Annotated in this window: 6 protein-coding genes; all 6 read right to left on the minus strand. The window is 76.0% G+C overall.

The features are described 5' to 3' along the window. Positions 1-69: 69 nt before the first annotated feature. On the minus strand, positions 70-1764 hold the full coding sequence (locus tag IH25_RS0102345) for an AMP-binding protein (RefSeq protein ID WP_051753651.1): 1695 nt from the start codon (positions 1762-1764) through the stop codon (positions 70-72). Further along, positions 1761-2660, minus strand: a complete 900-nt coding sequence (locus IH25_RS0102350) for a 3-hydroxyacyl-CoA dehydrogenase family protein (protein ID WP_030601961.1) — start codon at positions 2658-2660, stop codon at positions 1761-1763. Before IH25_RS0102350 ends, IH25_RS0102345 begins: the two co-directional genes overlap by 4 nt. Further along, positions 2657-9382: a non-ribosomal peptide synthetase gene (locus IH25_RS42765; RefSeq protein WP_051753654.1), complete on the minus strand. Its 6726-nt coding sequence runs from the start codon at positions 9380-9382 to the stop codon at positions 2657-2659. The genes IH25_RS0102350 and IH25_RS42765 overlap by 4 nt, the downstream gene beginning before the upstream one ends. Before the next feature lie 209 nt (positions 9383-9591). Further along, a complete protein-coding gene (locus IH25_RS0102360) occupies positions 9592-12885 on the minus strand; it encodes a non-ribosomal peptide synthetase (protein WP_051753655.1) in 3294 nt (1097 codons plus the stop codon). A gap of 5 nt (positions 12886-12890) precedes the next feature. Next, the gene (locus tag IH25_RS0102365; RefSeq protein ID WP_030601971.1) at positions 12891-16469 is read right to left on the minus strand and encodes a non-ribosomal peptide synthetase; all 3579 of its coding nucleotides are present in this window, start codon (positions 16467-16469) and stop codon (positions 12891-12893) included. Then, positions 16466-17575 carry an HAD-IIIC family phosphatase gene (locus IH25_RS0102370; RefSeq protein ID WP_051753658.1) on the minus strand — a complete coding sequence of 370 codons (1110 nt, stop codon included), beginning with the start codon at positions 17573-17575 and terminating at the stop codon, positions 16466-16468. Before IH25_RS0102370 ends, IH25_RS0102365 begins: the two co-directional genes overlap by 4 nt. Position 17576: the final 1 nt, after the last annotated feature.

The following is a 17576-nucleotide window of genomic DNA, read 5'->3' on the forward strand; positions in this document are numbered from 1 at the left end:
TTCACTCCTCTCGCACACGGACCCGATGTCACTTCGAGCGCCTGCCGCCGCCCGGCCGTCCGCCCCGTTTCACACGGCGGCGGAACCCTGGCGGTAGAGCGTCACCAGCTCGCCGCGCTCGTACAGGTCGGCGCACCCGGAACGCCGGAGCTTGCCGCTGGACGTTCTCGGGAGGGTGCGCATGCGGACGAGGAGCACATCGGCGGGGGCGATGCCGAACTCCCGCACGATCAGCGCCGTCACCTCGCGGGCGAGGGCCCGGTGGTCCTCCGGGGGCGCGGGGCGCACCTCCTGGGCGACGACCAGTTCCTCGCCCTCCGCGGTGCGCGCCCCGAAGGCCGCGCACTCGCCCTCGTGGGCGCCGGGCAGCGTGCGCACGGCGCGTTCCACGTCCAGGGCGTTGAGGTTGCGGCCGCGGGCGATCACCACGTCCTTCAGCCGCCCGGTGACGTACAGTTCGCCGTCGTGCAGGAAGCCGAGGTCGCCGGTGCGCAGGGCACCGCCGGGGAACGCCGCCTCGGTGGCCTCGGGGTCGTCCAGGTACCCCAGCGCCACGCTGCGCCCCGACACCGTGATCTCACCGATCACGTCGGGGCCGACGGTCGTTCCGTGCTCGTCCACGATGCTCACTTCCTGATGGCCGGCAGGCGTGCCACACGATACTGCGGTCACCACCGGGCCGTCAGAGGGACTCCCGGTCGGCCGGACGGGGCCGCGTGCACCCTCCGGGCGGCCCACGGTGAGGGTGCGCAGCGGCTGTCCGTCCGGTACCGCCGTGACGACGAGCGTGTTCTCGGCCAGGCCGTATCCCACGCGCACGGCGCGGTCGTGCAGGCCGTAGGGGGCGAGGAGTTTCTGGAACGCCTCGACCGTCTCGGGGACGACGGGGTCGGAGCCGACGACGACGGTGCGCAGGCCGGACAGGTCCAGGCCGTCGAGGTGTTCGGCGGGCTCGGCGGCGAAGCGCCGGTTGAACAGGGCGAGGCCGAAGTTGGGTGATCCGGTGACGGTGGCTGCGCCCCGCTGGGCGGCGCGCAGCCAGCCCAGCGGGGAGCGGATGAACGCCTGAGGGGGCATCAGCATCAGCCGGCCGCCGGACAGCAGGGAGCTGAGCAGGCCGCCGATGAGGCCGAAGTCGTGGTAGAGCGGCAGCCAGGAGCAGAAGGGCCGGCCGGGGCCGAGGCCGAACCGCTCGGCGAACACGGCGGTGTTGTCGAGCACTCCGGCGTGGGTGACCTGGACGCCCTTGGGGACGCGGGTGCTGCCGGAGGTGAACTGGAGCAGGGCGACCGGGCCCGCCGCCTCGGGGGCGTCGGGCCGGTCGGGGACCGGGGCGGGCCGGTCCGGGACGAGGGGCAGGAACGGGTGCGCGGCGGCGCCGTCGAGCGCGCCGGCGAACTCGCGGTCGGCCAGGCCGAGTCGGGAGCCGCAGCGTTCGGTGACGCCGCGTATGTGCTCCTGGTAGGCGGCGCCCTGGCGGCGGCCCATCGGCGGGGCGACCATGGCCGGGGTCATGCCGGCCAGCAGGGTGCCGAAGAACGCGGCGACGGCGGCGAGGCCGGAGTCGAACACCAGCGGCACCCGGTCGCCGGGCCGGGCCCCGGCCTCCCGCAGCAGCCGGCCGGCGCCGGCCGCGTGCCCGGCCAGCTCGGCGAGGGTGACGGTGCGGTCGCCGTCGGGTTCCACCAGGGTGAGAAAGGGGTCGTCGGGCCGGTCGTGGACGGCGTCGAGGAACGCCTCGGCGAGGGTGCGCTCGCGGTTCACCGGGCGCCTCCCCGGGCCCCGGCCGCCGTGTGGGTGAAGAAGCCGCGCCCGGCCTTGCGGCCGGTCTCGCCCCGCTCCACCATCCCCACCAGCAGCTCGCAGGGGGTGAACTTGGGGTCGCCGGTGTGCTCGCGCAGCACGTGCAGGGTGTCCACGATGACGTCCCAGCCGATGAGGTCGCCGGTCTCCAGCGGGCCCATGGGGTGGCCGAAGCAGTCCCGGAAGATCCGGTCGACGGTCCTGGCGTCCGCGGTGCCCTCCTGCACCACCTGGGCAGCCTCGTTGCAGGTGAGCATGAGCACGCGGTTGGTGACGAAGCCGGGGCCGTCGGCGACGTGGATGCCCTTCTTGCCGGTCATCTCCAGCAGCCGCTCGGCCTGGCGCAGGGCCGTCTCGCCGGTCCTGGGGCCGCGCACGACCTCCACGGTGTCCTTCAGCGGTGCGGGGTTCATGAAGTGCATGCCCAGGATCTGCTCGGGGCGGCGGGTGCGGGCGGCCAGGCGGTCGACGGGGATCGCGGAGGTGTTGGTGGCGAACACCGTGTCCTCGGGGCACGCCTTGTCGAGCTGTTCGAAGATGCGTTCCTTGACGTCCCTGCGCTCGGGGCCGCACTCCACGACGAACCACGCGGTGTCCAGGTCGCCGTAGTCGGTGGTCCACCGGATGAGTGCCGCCGGGTCCGTCCCGGCGGCCGGTGCCGTACCGCCCCGGGAGCCGCGCAGCAGGCGGCTCAGCCGCAGTCCGTCCGCGACGCGGCGGCGGGCGCCGTCCAGGGCGTCCCGGCTGGGGTCGACCACCACCACCGGGTGGCCCGCCTGGGCGACGCACTGGGCTATCCCGGCGCCCATGACCCCGGCGCCGGCGATCCCCACGGGCCGCTGGGTTTCCTGGCTCACTGTCCTCCTCCAACCGTGCTGGGTCCTGCGCTGTCCGTGCCGCTGTGCCCCTCCCCCGTCGCCCGCTCGCGCGCTCGGTGCGCGGCGAGCCGTTCGGCCAGGGCGGCGCGGTGCTCGGTGAGCATCGTGAAGTGGTCGCCCGGCACCTCCACCACGGTCAGCCGGCCGCGCACCCGCTCGCGCAGCGCGGCCAGGCCCTGGTCCGTCAGCCGTCCGCCGGTGGCGCGTACGGCCGTCAGGTCGCCGGGGTAGTCGGGCACCTCCCAGGCGGCGAAGGCCGCGTCGTTGGCGCGCAGGACGCGCAGCAGCCGCCGTATCTCCGGGTGTCCGGTGCCGGGCGGCAGCGCTCCGAGGTCGCGGGCCAGGGCGACGGCCTTCTCCAGGGGGGTGCCCGGCAGGCGGGCGTGCAGTTCCCGGGCGGTGTCCGGCGGGGTGAACGGGGCCAGCAGGCCGGCCAGCAGTGCGGCGTCGTCGTCGGTGTGGCGGGGCACGGTGGCGGTCGGGTCGGTGTCGAGCAGCAGGACGGGCGCGACCCGCTCGCCCGCCTGGAGGAGCCGTGCGCCCATCTCGTAGGCGACGGCGCCGCCGAAGGACCAGCCCGCGAGGTGGTAGGGGCCGGTGGGCTGGATCTCGCGGATCTCGGCGAGGTAGCGCTCGGCCATCGCCGCCACGGTGCGGTCGGGTTCCGTGTGCTCGGCGAGGCCGTGGGACTGCACGCCCCACAGCGGGCGGTCCCCGGCGAGCGCGTCGGCGAGGGGCTGGTAGACGAGGACATTGCCACCGGAGGGGTGGACGCAGAACAGCGGTTCGCCGTCGCCCCGCTCGCGGATGGGTACGAGGCAGCGGGGCGCGGCCGGGTCCGGGCCGGAGCGCAGCAGGGCGGCCAGATCGCGGACCGTGGGGTGCTCGAAGAGGGTGGCGAGCGGCAGGGTGCGGCCGGTCAGTTCCCGGACGCGGCTCATCAGCCGGACGGCGAGCAGGGAGTGGCCGCCGGACTCGAAGAACCCGTCGTGCACGCCGATCCCGCCGCGTCCCAGCACGGTCCGGAACAGACCGAGCAGGTCCGCTTCGAGGGCGTCGGCGGGGGTCTGTGCCGGGGGTCCGGCGGGGACGGGCGCCTCGTCGCCGGCGAGTTCGCGGCCGAGGGCCAGCAGCCGCCGGCGGTCGGCCTTGCCGTGCGCGGTCAGCGGCAGCGCGGGCAGCAGGGTGAGGGCGGCGGGCACCATGTAGGGCGGCAGCCGGTCGGCGAGCCGGGCGCGCAGTTCCTCGCCGCTGCCGGCCGGGTCGGCTCCGGGCACGGCGAAGGCGCGCAGCACGCCGCCCTCGGTGTCCGTGTCCAGCACCACGGCGGCGTCCTTGGCGCCGCAGGCCCGCAGGGCCTCCTCGATCTCCTCCAGTTCGATGCGGTAGCCGCGGTGCTTGACCTGGTTGTCGGCGCGGCCGACGAAGGCCAGCGATCCGTCGGACCGGCGGCGTACCAGGTCTCCGGTGCGGTAGGCGCGCTCGGTGGTGCCGGGCACGGTGACGAACCGGCGCTCGGTCAGCTCGGGCCGGCCGAGGTAGCCCCGGGCCACCTGGGCGCCGCCGATGTACAGCTCGCCGGGGACGCCGGGCGGCACGGGGCGGCCCCGTTCGTCGAGCACCCACAGCCGGGTGCCGGGCAGCGGGCGCCCGATGGCGGGGCGGGAGCCGTCGGGCACGCAGTCGCCCATGGTGACGCACACGGTGGCCTCGGTCGGCCCGTAGGCGTTGACGACCCGGCACCGGTCCGCCCAGCGGCGTACCAGCTCGGGAGGCACCGGTTCGCCGCCGAGCACCATGAGCCGCAGCGCGGGCGGGTCGGCGTCCTGGGGCAGGGAGGCGGCGACGGACGGCGGCAGCATGACGGTGTGCACCCGGTGCCGGGTCATCGCCGCGGCCAGGTCGTCGCCCACGAGTACGGTGCGGTGGTCGGGCACGCAGAGGACGGCGCCGGCGGCGAGGGCGGTGAACACCTCCCAGATCCACGCGTCGAAGGTGGGCGCGGCGAACTGCAGGACGCGTTCGCCGGGCCGCAGTTCCCACTCCCGGCGGGTGGCGCGCACCAGGGTGGCCGCGCCCCGGTGCTCGACCAGTACGCCCTTGGGCCGGCCGGTGGAACCGGAGGTGAAGATGACGTAGGCCGGATCGCCGGGCGCGGCCGGGTCCGCCGGGGGTTCGGCGGTCCGCGGCGGCCGGCCGGCGAGGTGGACGACGGGTCCGGTCCAGGACGGTGGGGCCTCGCCGTCGGTGATCAGGGCGCGCGGGCGGGCGTCGGCGAGCATCGCGGCGGTGCGGGCGTCCGGCTGGCGCGGGTCGAGCGGCAGGTGGACGGCGCCGAGCCGGAGGACGCCGAGCGCCGCCGCGACCATGTGCGCCGAGCGGGGCAGGCGTACGGCGACGATGTCACCGGGTGCGACCCCGGCGGCGGCCAGGCGGGCGGCGGTGTCGGCCGACCACAGGTCGAGGTCGCGGTAGGTGAGGGTGGCGTCGTCCAGTGCGACGGCGGGCGCGTCGGGGGTGCGCCGTGCCTGGTCTAGGACGAGGGAGTGCAGGGTGGCGTCGGGCGCGTGGGGCAGCGGCGGGGTGTACAGGGGGGCGGCGGACGCCTCGTCCGTCAGCGGCAGTGCCAGGGCCTCGCCGTCGGGGTCGGCGGCGACCGCGCGCAGCAGGGCCAGGAAGGCGTCGCCGATGGCGGCGGCGGTCTCCCGGTCGAAGAGCTGTGTGCTGTACTCCAGGCCGACCGGCAGCTCGTCGTGCCCGTCCCGCTCCCACACGCAGAAGGTCAGGTCGAACTTGGCGGTGCCGGGCGCCAGTCCGTTGTGGACGATGGTGCGGTCCTCGGCCTCGAAGGAGCTGAGCTCCAGCCCCGGCATCCGCCCCTGGATGACGGGGATCGTCTGGTGCAGCAGGACCACGTCGAACAGCGGGTTGCGGCTCAGGTCCCGCGCCGGTGCGACGGCTTCGACGACCTTCTCGAAGGGCACCTCGGCGTGCTCCATGGCGTCGAGCACCACCCGGCGGACCTCGCGCAGCACCTCGGTGAACCGCCGGCCGTCGGCCAGCCGGGTGCGCAGGGCCACGGTGTTGTTGAAGAAGCCGATCAGGCCCCGGGTCTCGGGCCGGTCGCGGCCGGCGGTCGGGGAGCCCACGACGATGTCACGCCCGCCGGTGAGCCGGGCGAGCAGCACGTCGAGCGCGGTGAGCAGCACCATGAACAGGGTGGCCCGCTCCCGCCTGCCCGTCTCGCGCAGCGCGGCGGCGACCGGTGCGGGGATGGTGAAGGTGTGCAGGCCGCCGCCGAAGTCCTTGCGGCGCGGCCGGGGCCGGTCGGCGGGCAGGTCCAGCACGGGCGCGTCGCGCAGCGTGGTGCGCCAGTGGTCGAGTTCCCGGCGCAGTACGTCCCCGGTCAGCCACTGGCGCTGCCAGTGCGCGTAGTCGGTGTAGCGCACCGGCAGCGGGTCGAGCCGCGGGGCGCGGCGTTCGATGCGGGCGGTGTAGAACTCGGTGAGTTCGCGGTCCAGGATGCCCGGGCTCCAGCCGTCGTCCACGGCGTGGTGGACGTTGAGGCACAGCACATGGTCGCGGGGTCCGTAGGTGACGATCAGGGCGCGCGTCAGCGGGCCGTGTTCCAGGTCGAACGGGGCGGTGGCCTCCTCCTCGACCAGGCGGCGGGCGGCGGCGAGCGGATCGGGTTCGCCGCGGACGTCCACGAACCGGCCGAGGTCGGGCAGCGACGGGGCGATGCGCAGTTCGGGGCGGCCGTCACGGGCCGGCAGGTACGACCGCATGATCTCGTGCCGCTCCACCAGGTCGTGCAGGGCCCCGCGCAGCGCCTCGACGTCGAGGGTGCCGTGCAGGTGGACGCGGGTGGGGATGTTGTACAGCGGGCTGCCGGGCTCCAACTGCTGGTGGTACCAGAGGCGTTCCTGGCCGAAGGACAGCACCCTGGCGTCGGCGCGGGTGATGGGGGGCGGGGCGGTGGGTGCGCCGGCGGGGGCGGGGCGTGGTCGGGGTTGCGGCTGCTGTGGCTCTTGTGGCTCCGTGCCGGTGGTGTGCGGCTGCGGAGGGTACGGCGATGTCGGCCGGGGCTGCGGAACGGTGGGCCGGTGCCGCTCGGGCGCGGTCCTCGGCAGTCCCGCGCGGTCGGCGACGTACGCGGCGAGGTCGGCCAGGGTGGGGTGGTCGTAGAGGTCGATGAGTTTCAGGGTCACGCCGAACTCGCGGTCGAGGGCGCTGATCACCTCCAGGGCGGTGATGGAGTTGCCGCCGAGCTCGAAGTAGTCGTCGCCGTCGGCGACTTCCCCGGCGTGCAGGGCGTCGGTCCAGGCCCGGCGGACCCGGTCGACGACGGTCTCGCCGGTGGAGACGGAGGCGTTGACGGAGACGGAGCCGCCCACGGACGCGGCGGCGGAGGCTGAGACGGAAGGGCCCACGGGCACGGGAGCGCCGGCGGACGTGGCCGGGGGCGGCGACAGGGGCAGGGCGGTCTGTTCCGGCGCGGGAATGGTCCGGGGTGCGGGCGACGTCTCCGGCTGGGAGACCGCGCCCGGCCACAGCTCCTCCCAGCGCAGGTACTCGCCCTCCGGACGGACCCAGCAGCGCTCCTCCTGGAAGGGGTAGCCGGGCAGCGGGGTGCGGTGGGCGCCCTCGGGCCGGGGCCAGTCGATGGCCACGCCGAGCGCGTACAGCTCGGCGATCGCGCGGGGCACGGCGTCGGGACCGCTGCCCACGGTGACGAGTGCGGCGCCGGGGCGTTCGGCGAGCCGGGCGGCGACGGCGCGGGCCAGCTCGCCGTCCTCGCCGAGGGCGACGAAGACCGGCGGTCGCTCCGCCGTGAACAGCGGGTCCAGCGCGGCCCGCAGGCGGTCGCCGTCCGGCGCCGGGCCGATCCCGTCCTCGGCGGCCAGCGCGGCGTCGGCCTCCTCCCGGGTCGCCTCACCGTCGATCACCCGGGCGGCCCAGCGCCCGACGCCGGAACTGAGCAGGCTCGCCACGGTGACGCCGTATCCGGACAGGCGGCGGTGGGCGGCGAGTTGCCGGTCCACCACGCGGGCCGCCGGCCCGTCCGGCGCGCGTTCGGGGCCGGGTACGTCGTGTGCGGGGTCCGCGACGGTGATGTCCCGGGAGAGCAGCAGATGGACACCGTCGCGGGCCGGTGCCGCGGCGGCGCCCGCGCCCTGGCCCTGCCGGGTGCGCAGCGCCGCGAGGGCCAGGGCACCGGCGAGTTCCTCGGTGGTCCGGGCGACCAGGCCCACCCGGTGGTCGTGGTGGTCGCGGCCCGTGGTGAGGGTGAGGACGGTGTCGGCGAGCGGAGGGCGAGTGGTGTCCAGGGCGGCGGCGAGGCGTTCGCAGGCCTCGGCCAGCGTGTGCGGGTTGCGGGCGGACACGCCGACGGCCAAGGGCGCGTCCAGGTGGGGAGACGCGTCCCTCTGCTCCGCCGGGCGCGGGGGCGGGGCCTGTTCGATGACCAGGTGGGCGTTGGATCCCACGAGGCTGAAGGAGCTGATCCCGGCGCGGCGCGGCCGGCCGTCCGGCTCGCTCCAGGCCCGGGGCCGGGTGACCACCTCCACGCCGTGGTCGGCGGGGTCCTGCCCCTGGGGCGGGGCCGTGTAGTGCAGGGACGGGTACAGCTCGTCGTGCCGGACCGACAGCAGGGCCTTGACGAGTCCCGCGATGCCCGCGGCGTGGTCGAGGTGGCCGATGTTGGTCTTCACCGAGCCGATCGGCAGCGGTGCTCCCGGTGCCTGGCCGCGGGCCAGCGCGATGCCGCGCAGCTCGACGGCGTCGCCCAGCCGGGTGCCCGAACCGTGGGCCTCCAGGTATCCGGCGTCGCCCGGTTCCAGGCCCGCCCGGCGCCAGGCGCGGCGGATCACCTCGGCCTGGGCGGCCGGGGACGGGGTGCCCATGGCGCCGGTGCGCGGGCCGTTGTGGGCGACGGCGCCGCCCTTGACGACGGCGTAGACGTGGTCGCCGTCGCGCAGCGCCCGTTCCAGCGTGGTGAGCAGCAGGACGGCACCGCCTTCGCCGTCGCCCGTGCCGTCGGCGGAGGCGTCGAAGGCACGGCAGCGGGCGTCCGGGGAGAGGATCTCGGGGAAGTGCGCGTGGGCCTCGCGCGGCTCGTGCAGCACCTTCAGGCTGACCCCGCCGGCCAGCGCGTACTCCGCCTCGCCGTCGGCCAGTTCACGGCAGGCCTGGTGGACGGCGACCAGGGAACCGTTGCAGCCGGTGTCCATGGCGTACGACGGCCCGGTCAGACCGAGCACCTGGGAGACGCGTCCGGGCAGGCCGGCGGGCAGGTTGCCGAGCAGGCTGAGCGTGTCGGGCCGGGGCACCAGCCGGAAGTAGTCGGCGCGCGGGGCGCTGAGGATGACGGCGGTGGGTGTGCCGCGCAGCGACGCGGGGCTGTGCCCGGCGTCCTCCATGGCGTGCCAGGCGAGCTGGAGGGCGAGGCGGTGCTGCGGGTCGAGTACCTCGGCCTCGCGCCGGGAGAGTCCGAAGAACCGGTGGTCGAAGGTGTCGACGCGGTCCAGGTGGGCGAGTTCCGCGTAGTCGCGGTGCGGATCGATGCCGCTGGTGCGGATCCGCTCCGGGGACAGCGGCCGGACGCTGTCGTGGCCCCGGCGCAGGTTGTCCCGGAAGGCGTCCAGGCTGGGCGCGTCGGGGAAGCGGACGGCGACCCCGATGATCGCGACGTCGGTCATGGCTGCGACGGTCTCCTTGCGGGTCGTCTGGGAGCTTGGGGCGCGGCTCTGGGAGCGCGGGGCGCGGCCCCGGGGCGCGGCTCCGGCCGGGGGTACGGGGTCCGGCCGCCCGGCCGGGGGATCGGGCGGGCGTACGGGACCGGGCGGGGGTGAGGGATCGGGCGAGGGGACGGAGTCCAGGCGCCCGGCTCGCGCGATGGGCCGGTCGGTCACAGCTCGACCCTTCGCGTCCCGGCGCCACTTGGTCCGGCGCCGTCCGGCTCACCGCCGTCCGGCCCGGCGCAGGCGGGCGCGGCATCGTCCGGTCCGGCGGGTGCCGTCCGTGCTCGCCGCTCCACCGCCTCGGCCTGGGCCGCCACCGTGGTCAGGTCGAACAGCTCGGCCAGCCGCAGCGCCCCCGGCCAACGGCTCTCCAGCCGCTCGTAGAGGGCGACGAGTTTGAGGGAGTCCCCGCCGGAGGCGAAGAAGTCGGCGTCGGTCCCCGGGCCGGGCCGGCCCAGTACCTCGGTCCACAGGGCGGCGACGGCGCGCTGGGCGTCGGTGCGCGGCGGGCCGTCGCCCGGTGCCGGGCGCCGTACCGTCGGCTCCGGCAGGGCGGCGAAGTCGGTCTTGCCGTTCCGGGTGAGCGGGATGCGGTCCAGGGCCACCACGGCGGCGGGCACCATCGCCTGCGGAAGCCGGGCACGCAGATGGGCGAGCAGCTCGGCCTCGTCGCAGGTGGCGGGGACCGCGTAGGCGATCAGTTCGGTGATGCCGGCCGGTCCGGTGCGTGCGGTGACGACGGCCTGCCGTACCCGGGGGTGCTCCTCCAGTGCCCGCTCCACCTGGGCGGGCTCCACCCGGACGCCGCGCACCTTCACCTGGCGGTCGAGGCGGCCGAGGAACTCCAGTACCCCGTCGGTGCGGCGCCGGGCCAGGTCGCCGGTGCGGTAGGCGCGCCCGCCGACGGCGGGGGCGTCGGTGAAGCGCTGCCGGGTCGGTTCCGGCTGCCCCAGGTAGCCGCGGGCGACGCCGGTGCCGCCGATCCACAGCTCGCCGGGCACGCCCGGCGGGCACGGGCGGCCCCGCTCGTCGAGCACGTGGACGACCGCGCCGGCGACGGGCCGGCCGATGGGCACCGCGGCCTGTTCCGGGTCGGGGCCGGCGTGGTGGGTGGCGTACACGGTGGCCTCGGTGGGCCCGTACAGGTTGTGCAGCCGGGCGTCGGTGGCGCGGGTCAACTCCCGTACCAGCGGCCCGGTCAGGGGTTCGCCGGCCAGGATCAGGGCGCGCAGGCCGCGCAGGCCGGCGGCGGTGTCGCGGTCGGCGAGCAGCAGCCGGGCGGCCGAGGGGGTGACCTGGAGGTGGGTGGGCGCGAAGCGGCGCAGTTCCCCGGCGAGTCCCGGGCGCCCGACGCCCGCGGCGGACACCGCCACCGTGGCGCCCCGGGTGAGCGGCCACAGGAGTTCCGCGAGGCACACGTCGAAGGTGACGCTGGAGGTGGCGAGCCAGGTGTCGCCGGGGCCGATGGGGTCCACCTCGTCCATCACGGCCATCAGTCCGGCGAGCGACCGGTGTTCGATCATCACGCCCTTGGGCCGTCCGGTGGAGCCGGAGGTGTACAGCACGTAGGCGAGGTGGCCGGGTTCCGGCACCGCCATCGGCTCCGGTGCCTCGGGCAGCGGCTCCTCGCCGTCCAGCAGGAGCGTACGCAGGCCGTCCCGGGGCAGCGCGGGCCGCGCGGCGGTGGTGGTGACGGCGAGCCGGGCGCCGCTGTCGGCGCACACCCGGACCAGGTGGGCGGGCGGGTGGCCGGGGTCGACGGGGACGAAGGCCGATCCGGAGGCGAGGACGGCGAGCAGGGCGACGGGCAGGTCCGCGGAGCGCGGTACGGCGACGACGACGGGCCGTTCGGGGCCCGCGCCGAGTTCCCGCAGCCGGGCGGCCAGCCTGCGCACGCGCTCCGCCAGTCGCGCGTAGGTCACCTGAGTGCCGCCGCAGGCCACCGCGACGGCGTCCGGGGTGCGCCGCGCCCAGTCCGCGATCTGCTCGGTGACCGGCGGCTGTGCCGCCACGCGGGTGCCGGTGGCGAGCCCTGCCGTCTCCCGCTCCTCCTCGGGGGTGAGCAGGGGCAGCTCGGCGAGCGGGCGGTCGGGGGCGGCGAGCGCGGCGGTGAGCAGGGTGCGGAAGTGGCCGAGCAGCCGCTCGACCCGGTCGGCGTCGAACAGCGCGGTACGGTACTCCACCGACAGGGCGGCGTCGTCGGCGTCCTCGGTGAAGTAGTACGACAGGTCGTAGCGCGCGGTGGGGAACGGCGGGCGCAGTTCGCGCACGGCCGGCCCGGTGCCGGCCGCCCGGGGGCCGCCGGCGCGTTCGTGGCCGACCAGCACCCGGAACAGCGGGGTGTCCGCGCCCCGGGGCACGTCGGCGGCCCGCACGATCTCGTCGAACGGCAGGTCGCCGTGGGCGACGGCGTCGGCCACGGCCCGTCCGGTGCGCCGCAGCGCCTCCCGGAAGGTCGTCTCCCCCGGCAGGTCCACGCGTACGGGCACCGTGTTCACCAGCATGCCGACGACCTCGGCGAGCGCGGGGTCGTCACGCCGGGAGACGGGCATGCCGACGCACACGTCCCGCTGTCCGGTGAGGCGGTGCAGCAGCGCGCAGACGGCGGCGAGCAGACCGGTGGCACTGCCGACGCCCTCCGCGCGGCACAGTGCGCGCAGGGCGGCGAGCCGGGCGCCGCCGAGCGTGGTGTGGCGGACGGCGCCTTCGTGGTCCGGGGTGGCGGGCCGCTCCCGGTCGGTGGGCAGCGCGAGCGGGGTGAGGCCGGCCAGCGCGCTCTTCCAGTGCGCCAGCAGCCGTTCGCGATCCGGGGCGAGCCGCTCCTCCTGCCAGGCGGCCCAGTCCGCGAACGCGGGACCGTCCGGGGGCGGGGCGGCCGGCTCGCCGCGCCGCACCCGGGCGTACTCGCCGAGCAGCCCGTCGACGAGGAGGGCGACGGAGGCGCCGTCGCAGACGGTGTGGTGGACGGTGAGCACCAGCACGTGCCGGTCGGCACCGGTACGCAGCAACAGCGCCCGCAACAGCGGGGGCCGGGCGAGCGCGAAGGGCCGCCGGAACTCCCGCCCGGCACGCTCCAGCGCCCGGGCGGTGAGGCCGGAGCCGCCGTCAAGGCCCTCGTGGGCCAAAGCGGTGGGGTCGGGGACGCCGGCGAGGTCCTCGTAGGCCAGTTCGGCGCGTACCTGGTCCGGGGCGAGGACGACCTGGAGCAGGCGGCCGTCCTGGCGCAGCAGGCCGGTGCGCAACGCCTCGTGCCGGGCCACCAGCCGGGCGAGGGCGGTGCCGAGCGCTTCGCGGTCCACGGGACCGGTGAGCTCCAGCACGCACGGCACGGCGTACAGGGCGCGGTCGGGGTCGAGTTGTTCCTCGAACCACAGCCGTTCCTGGGCAGAGGTGGCGGGCAGCACCTCGGCGGCCGTCTCGCGGGCGCCCGCGGCGTCCACGGGGCTCACCTGTCCGTCCACGCGGCTCACCTGTCCTCTGCCGCCAGAACGGTGCCGTCGGCGCCGATCCTGACGGTGGTACGGGCCGCTGTGCGGCGCGTCGGGACGGCCGGCGGCGCTGTCCGGCCGGTCTGTTCCAGCAGCCGGGCGACGGCGGCCACGGTCGGCTGCCGGAACACCTCGGACAGGGCGAGCGCGACGCCGTGCCGCCGCCGCAGGGTGGCCACCATGCGGGTGAGCAGCAGGGAGTGCCCGCCGCGATCGAAGAAGTCGTCCTCGGCGCCGATGTCGTCCGTCTCCAGCAGCTCGCGCCAGACGGTGGCCACGTCCCGCTCCGCGTCGGTGCGCGGCGCGGTCCGGGTGCCGCCGGCGCCGGCGGCGGCCAGCGGCACCCGGGCCAGGGCGGCGAGGTCGGGTTTGCCGTTGGGGGTGAGCGGCAGGGTGTCGACCACGGCGTAGTGGCCGGGGCAGGCGGGTTCCGGCAGGGCGCGGCGGGCGATCGCCGTGGCCTGCCGTGGGTCGGGGTCGGCGCCCGGTTCGCGCACGAGGTAGGCGACCAGGCCCTCGGTGGCGCCGCGCGGGTCGGCGACCACCAGGGCCCGGCGTACGCCCGGGGTGGCGGCCAGCACCGTTTCCACCTCCTGCGGTTCCACCCGCAGGCCGCGCACCTGGAGCTGGCGGTCCACCCGGCCGAGGAGCACCAGGTCGCCGCCGTCGAGGAGCACCGCCCGGTCACCGGTGCGGTACATGCGTTCGCCGGGCGCTCCGGCGACGGTGTCGGGCAGGTACCGCCGGGCGGTCTCGTCGGGCCGGCCCAGGTATCCGGCGGTCAGGCCCGCGCCGGCCACCCACAGTTCGCCGGGGGTGCCGCGCGGCACGGGGCGCAGATCCGCGCCGAGCACGTACAGGCGGGTGTTGCGCAGCGGGCGGCCGATGGGCACCTGCTGCTCGTCGGTGCGGCCGGCCGGGTCGCCGGTGAACAGGGCGCTGTCCACGGTGGCCTCGGCCAGGCCGTAGGAGTTGGCGAGGACGGCGTCCGGGGCCATGCGGCGCAGCAGGCGGCGGTGGGCGCCGGCCGGCCAGGCGTCGGAGCCCACGGCGAGGGCGCGCAGGAACGACAGGTCGGTGTCCTGCTCCTCCAGGTGTTCGAGCAGTCCCTGGAGGACGACGGGCACGAACTCGGCGAAGCCGATCCGGTTCTCCCGCAGCAGCCGCAGCAGTGCGGGCGGGTCGAGCAGCGCGTCCTGCGGGCAGAGCACCAGGCAGGCCCCGGAGCACAGCGCGCGCACCAGGTCGGCGTGGAAGACGTCGAAGGACGAGCCGGCCATCTGGAGATGGGCGTGGACCTGGTCGAGGTGATAGGCGGCGCTCCAGGCGCGGAAGTTGTTCAGCAGCGAGCGGTGGGTGACGGCGACGCCCTTGGGCCGTCCGGTGGAGCCGGAGGTGAACACGACGTAGGCGGTGCGGTCCGCCTCCTCGCCGGGCGGGCCGGAGAGGGGGGCACCCATGGCGCCGGTGTCACCGGTGTCACCGGTGTCACCGGATGGCGGTGTCGCGGGGAGGAAGCGGGCCGCGTCGGCGAGTTCCGGTACGAGGCCCGGGTCGCCGACGACGAGCCGGCAGCCGGACTCGGTGAGCATGGCCCGCAGTCGTTCGGCCGGGTAGCGGGGGTCGAGGGTGAGGTGGGCGCCGCCCGCCTTCCACACCGCGAGGGCGGCCGTGACCAGGCTCGCGGACCTGGGCAGGAGCAGGCCGACCACGGTGCCGGGGCGTACGCCCTGCCGGTGCAGGGTGTGGGCGAGCGCCTGTGCCCGGGTGTCGAGTTCGCCGTAGGTCAGCTCGTCGTGCCCGTCGCGGACGGCGGGGGCGTCCGGGTGCCGGGCGGCATGCTCTTCGACGAGCCGGTGGGCGGCGATGTCGTCCAGGGGCCCGGCCGGCCCGGTCAGGACCGAGGGCGGCGCGGCGGACGCCGTGGCGGGCAGGGTGGTGGTGAGGGGCTGGTCCGGGTCCCGGGCCCAGGCGCCGAGCAGCCGGGCGTAGTCGGCGGCGAACGCCTCGGCCCAGTGGCGGCTGAAGCGCGAGGCCTCGTACTCCAGGGCGCACAGCACCCGTTCGCCGCGGTCCTCGACGGTGAGGGTGAGGTCGAACTTGGCCTCCTCGCCGGCCGCCTCGACGGTGTTGAGGGACACCGGCCGGCCGTCGAGCGAGGACACGGTGACCCCGGGCAGGTCGAGCAGGTCGATGGGCAGGCTGTGCAGGTCGAACATGACCTGGAACAAGGGGTTGCGTCCGGCCACCCGTGGCGGGTTGACGGCGCGCACGATCTCGCTGAACGGCTCCTGGTGGTCGCGCACGCCCAGGACCGCGGCCCGGACCCGGTCGACGGTCTGGCGCACGGTGGGGGTGCCCGACAGGTCGGCGCGGACCACGGCGGTGTTCACGAACAGCCCGATGAGCTGCTGGTAGGCGTGGGTGACCCGGCCCGTCACGGGGGTGCCGACCACCAGGTCGGCGCCGGCGCCGCGGGCCCGCAGCAGGGCGAGGAAACCGGCGAGGAGAGTGGTGTAGAGGGTGTTGCCCTCGCCGGCGGAGAACTCCTTCAGCCGGGCGACGAGGTCGGCCGGCAGGTCGAACCCGTGGGTTCCGGCGTGCGGGGCGGCGCCGTCGCTGTCGCCGGGCAGGTCGATGCGCGGAGGTGCCCCCTCCAGGTAGCGCTGCCACCAGGCCAGGCGGGACCTGCGGAGCACCGAGCCGCGGCGCTGGGCCCGGGCGAAGGCGTCGTAGCCCTCCTCCAGGCGGGGCAGCGCGGCCAGGGGGTCGCTGCCCTCGCGGTGCGCGCGGTAGGCGGTGGTCAGCTCGCGCAGCAGTACGGCCGTGGACCAGGCGTCGAAGGCGATGTGGTGCATCGCCAGCAGCAGGACGTGCTCGTCGTCGGCGGTGCGCAGCAGCCGGGCTCGCAGCGGCAGGCCCGCGCCGAGGTCGAACGGGGTGTGGCGGTCCTCCTCGGCGGCGGCCCGGACCGCCTGCTCGCGGTCCGCGCGTTCGCGCAGATCGGTGACCGGCAGCGGGAAGGGGGCGGGCGGGGGCATGGTCTCGGCGACGGGTTCGCCGTCCGGGCCTTCCGCGTAGCGGGTGCGCAGCGGGTGGTGGCGGGTGACGACGGCGGTGAACGCGGCCTGGAGGGCGGGCGCATCCAGCGGTCCGCGCAGGCGCAGTCCGCAGGAGAGCAGGTAGCCGGAGGAGTCCTCGGCCAGCTGGTACAGGAACCACAGTCTGCGTTCGCCGTCGGACAGTTCGCGCCGTCCGTCGGCGGTCGCGGCGCCTGCCGGGTCCGGTTGCTCCCGGCCGGCCCGGTCCGCGCCCAGTTGCTCGGCGATGCCCTCGACCGCCTCGGCGACGGTCTCGCGGTCGAGCAGCAGCCACGGGTCGAGGCGTGCGCCCAGGCGTTTTTCCAGCCGGGCGGCGAGTTCCAGGGCGCGCAGCGAGTCCAGGCCGAGGCCCACCAGGGTGTCGTCGTCGCCGACCTCGTCGTCCGCGCGGCCGGTGGCCTCGGCCACGGTGCGGCGCACCAGCTCGGTCAGCTCGGCGGTGTCGATCTCGGTCACGTGGTGGTCCCCTCCCCTTCCTCGGTACCGGCGTCTGTGTCCTCTTCCTCCGTACCGGCGTCCGTGTCCTCGTCGATGACCCGCACGTGCGGGGAGTCGGGCTCCCCGCGGTCCGGGCGGTGTTCGAGCAGCATCCGGTCGCCGTCGCGCTCGACGGGGACGAAGCCGGCGAAGCCGAGGGTGACGAGCGTGATCCGGTTGTGCGCGGTGGAGACGAACTCGGCGCGCGGCACCCGGCCGGCGGCGCGGGCCCGCCGCACGATGTGTCCGATCAGGACCCGGCCCATGCCCCGGGAGAGCACCCGGCAGGACATGAGCAGCAGCCGCAGCCGCTGCTCGCCGTCCAGCAGGTCGCTGACGGCCAGGCCGATGGTGCCGTAGGAGCCGAACCGGTCGGTGAGCCGGGCGACCAGCACCTCGTGCCGGGGTGAGGCCGCGAGGTCCCGCAGTTCCTCCAGGGAGAAGGTCAGGCCCGTGCTGTTGAGCTGGTGGGTGCGCACCGTCAGTTCGTGGGCGCGCTCCAGGTCGCCGGGGCGGGCCCGGCGCACGGTCAGGGTCAGGCCGAGGGAGGCGAGGAACTCGGCCTGGGAGCCGCTCGTGGACTCCTCGGCGGCCTTGCGGCGCTGCTCCGCCTGGTACATGGCGCGGCGCTGGCGGGACTCGGAGGTGACGAAGGGCGGCCGGAAGTCGTCCAGGTCCGGCAGGGCGCCCACCTGGTCGGCCGGGTAGCAGCGCACCGTGGGGTGGGCCGCGGCGACCTCGCCGCGTTCGAAGGCATCGTTGTCGATGAAGGCGAGGGTGTCGATGCCGATGTTGAGGGACTCGGCCACGGCGGCCACGGCGTCGGACTTCGCTCCCCAGCCGATCTCCAGGGCGACGAAGCGGTCCGCCAAGCCGCATTCCTCCAGCCAGCGTTCGGCGACGTCGCGCTCGCCCCGGCTGGCCACCGCGTGCAGGATGCCGCGGCCGTCGAGGGTGTCCAGGGTGCGCAGGGCGGCGGCGAACGGCTTGGGCCGGTCGCCTTCGAGCACCACCCCGTCCCACAGGGTGTCGTCCAGGTCCCACACCAGGCATTTGACGGTGGGAAGGCCAACGGCCGCGGTCATC

Origin of the sequence: Streptomyces achromogenes subsp. achromogenes, from assembly GCF_000720835.1 — a bacterium.
Classification (GTDB): Bacteria; Actinomycetota; Actinomycetes; order Streptomycetales; family Streptomycetaceae; genus Streptomyces; species Streptomyces achromogenes.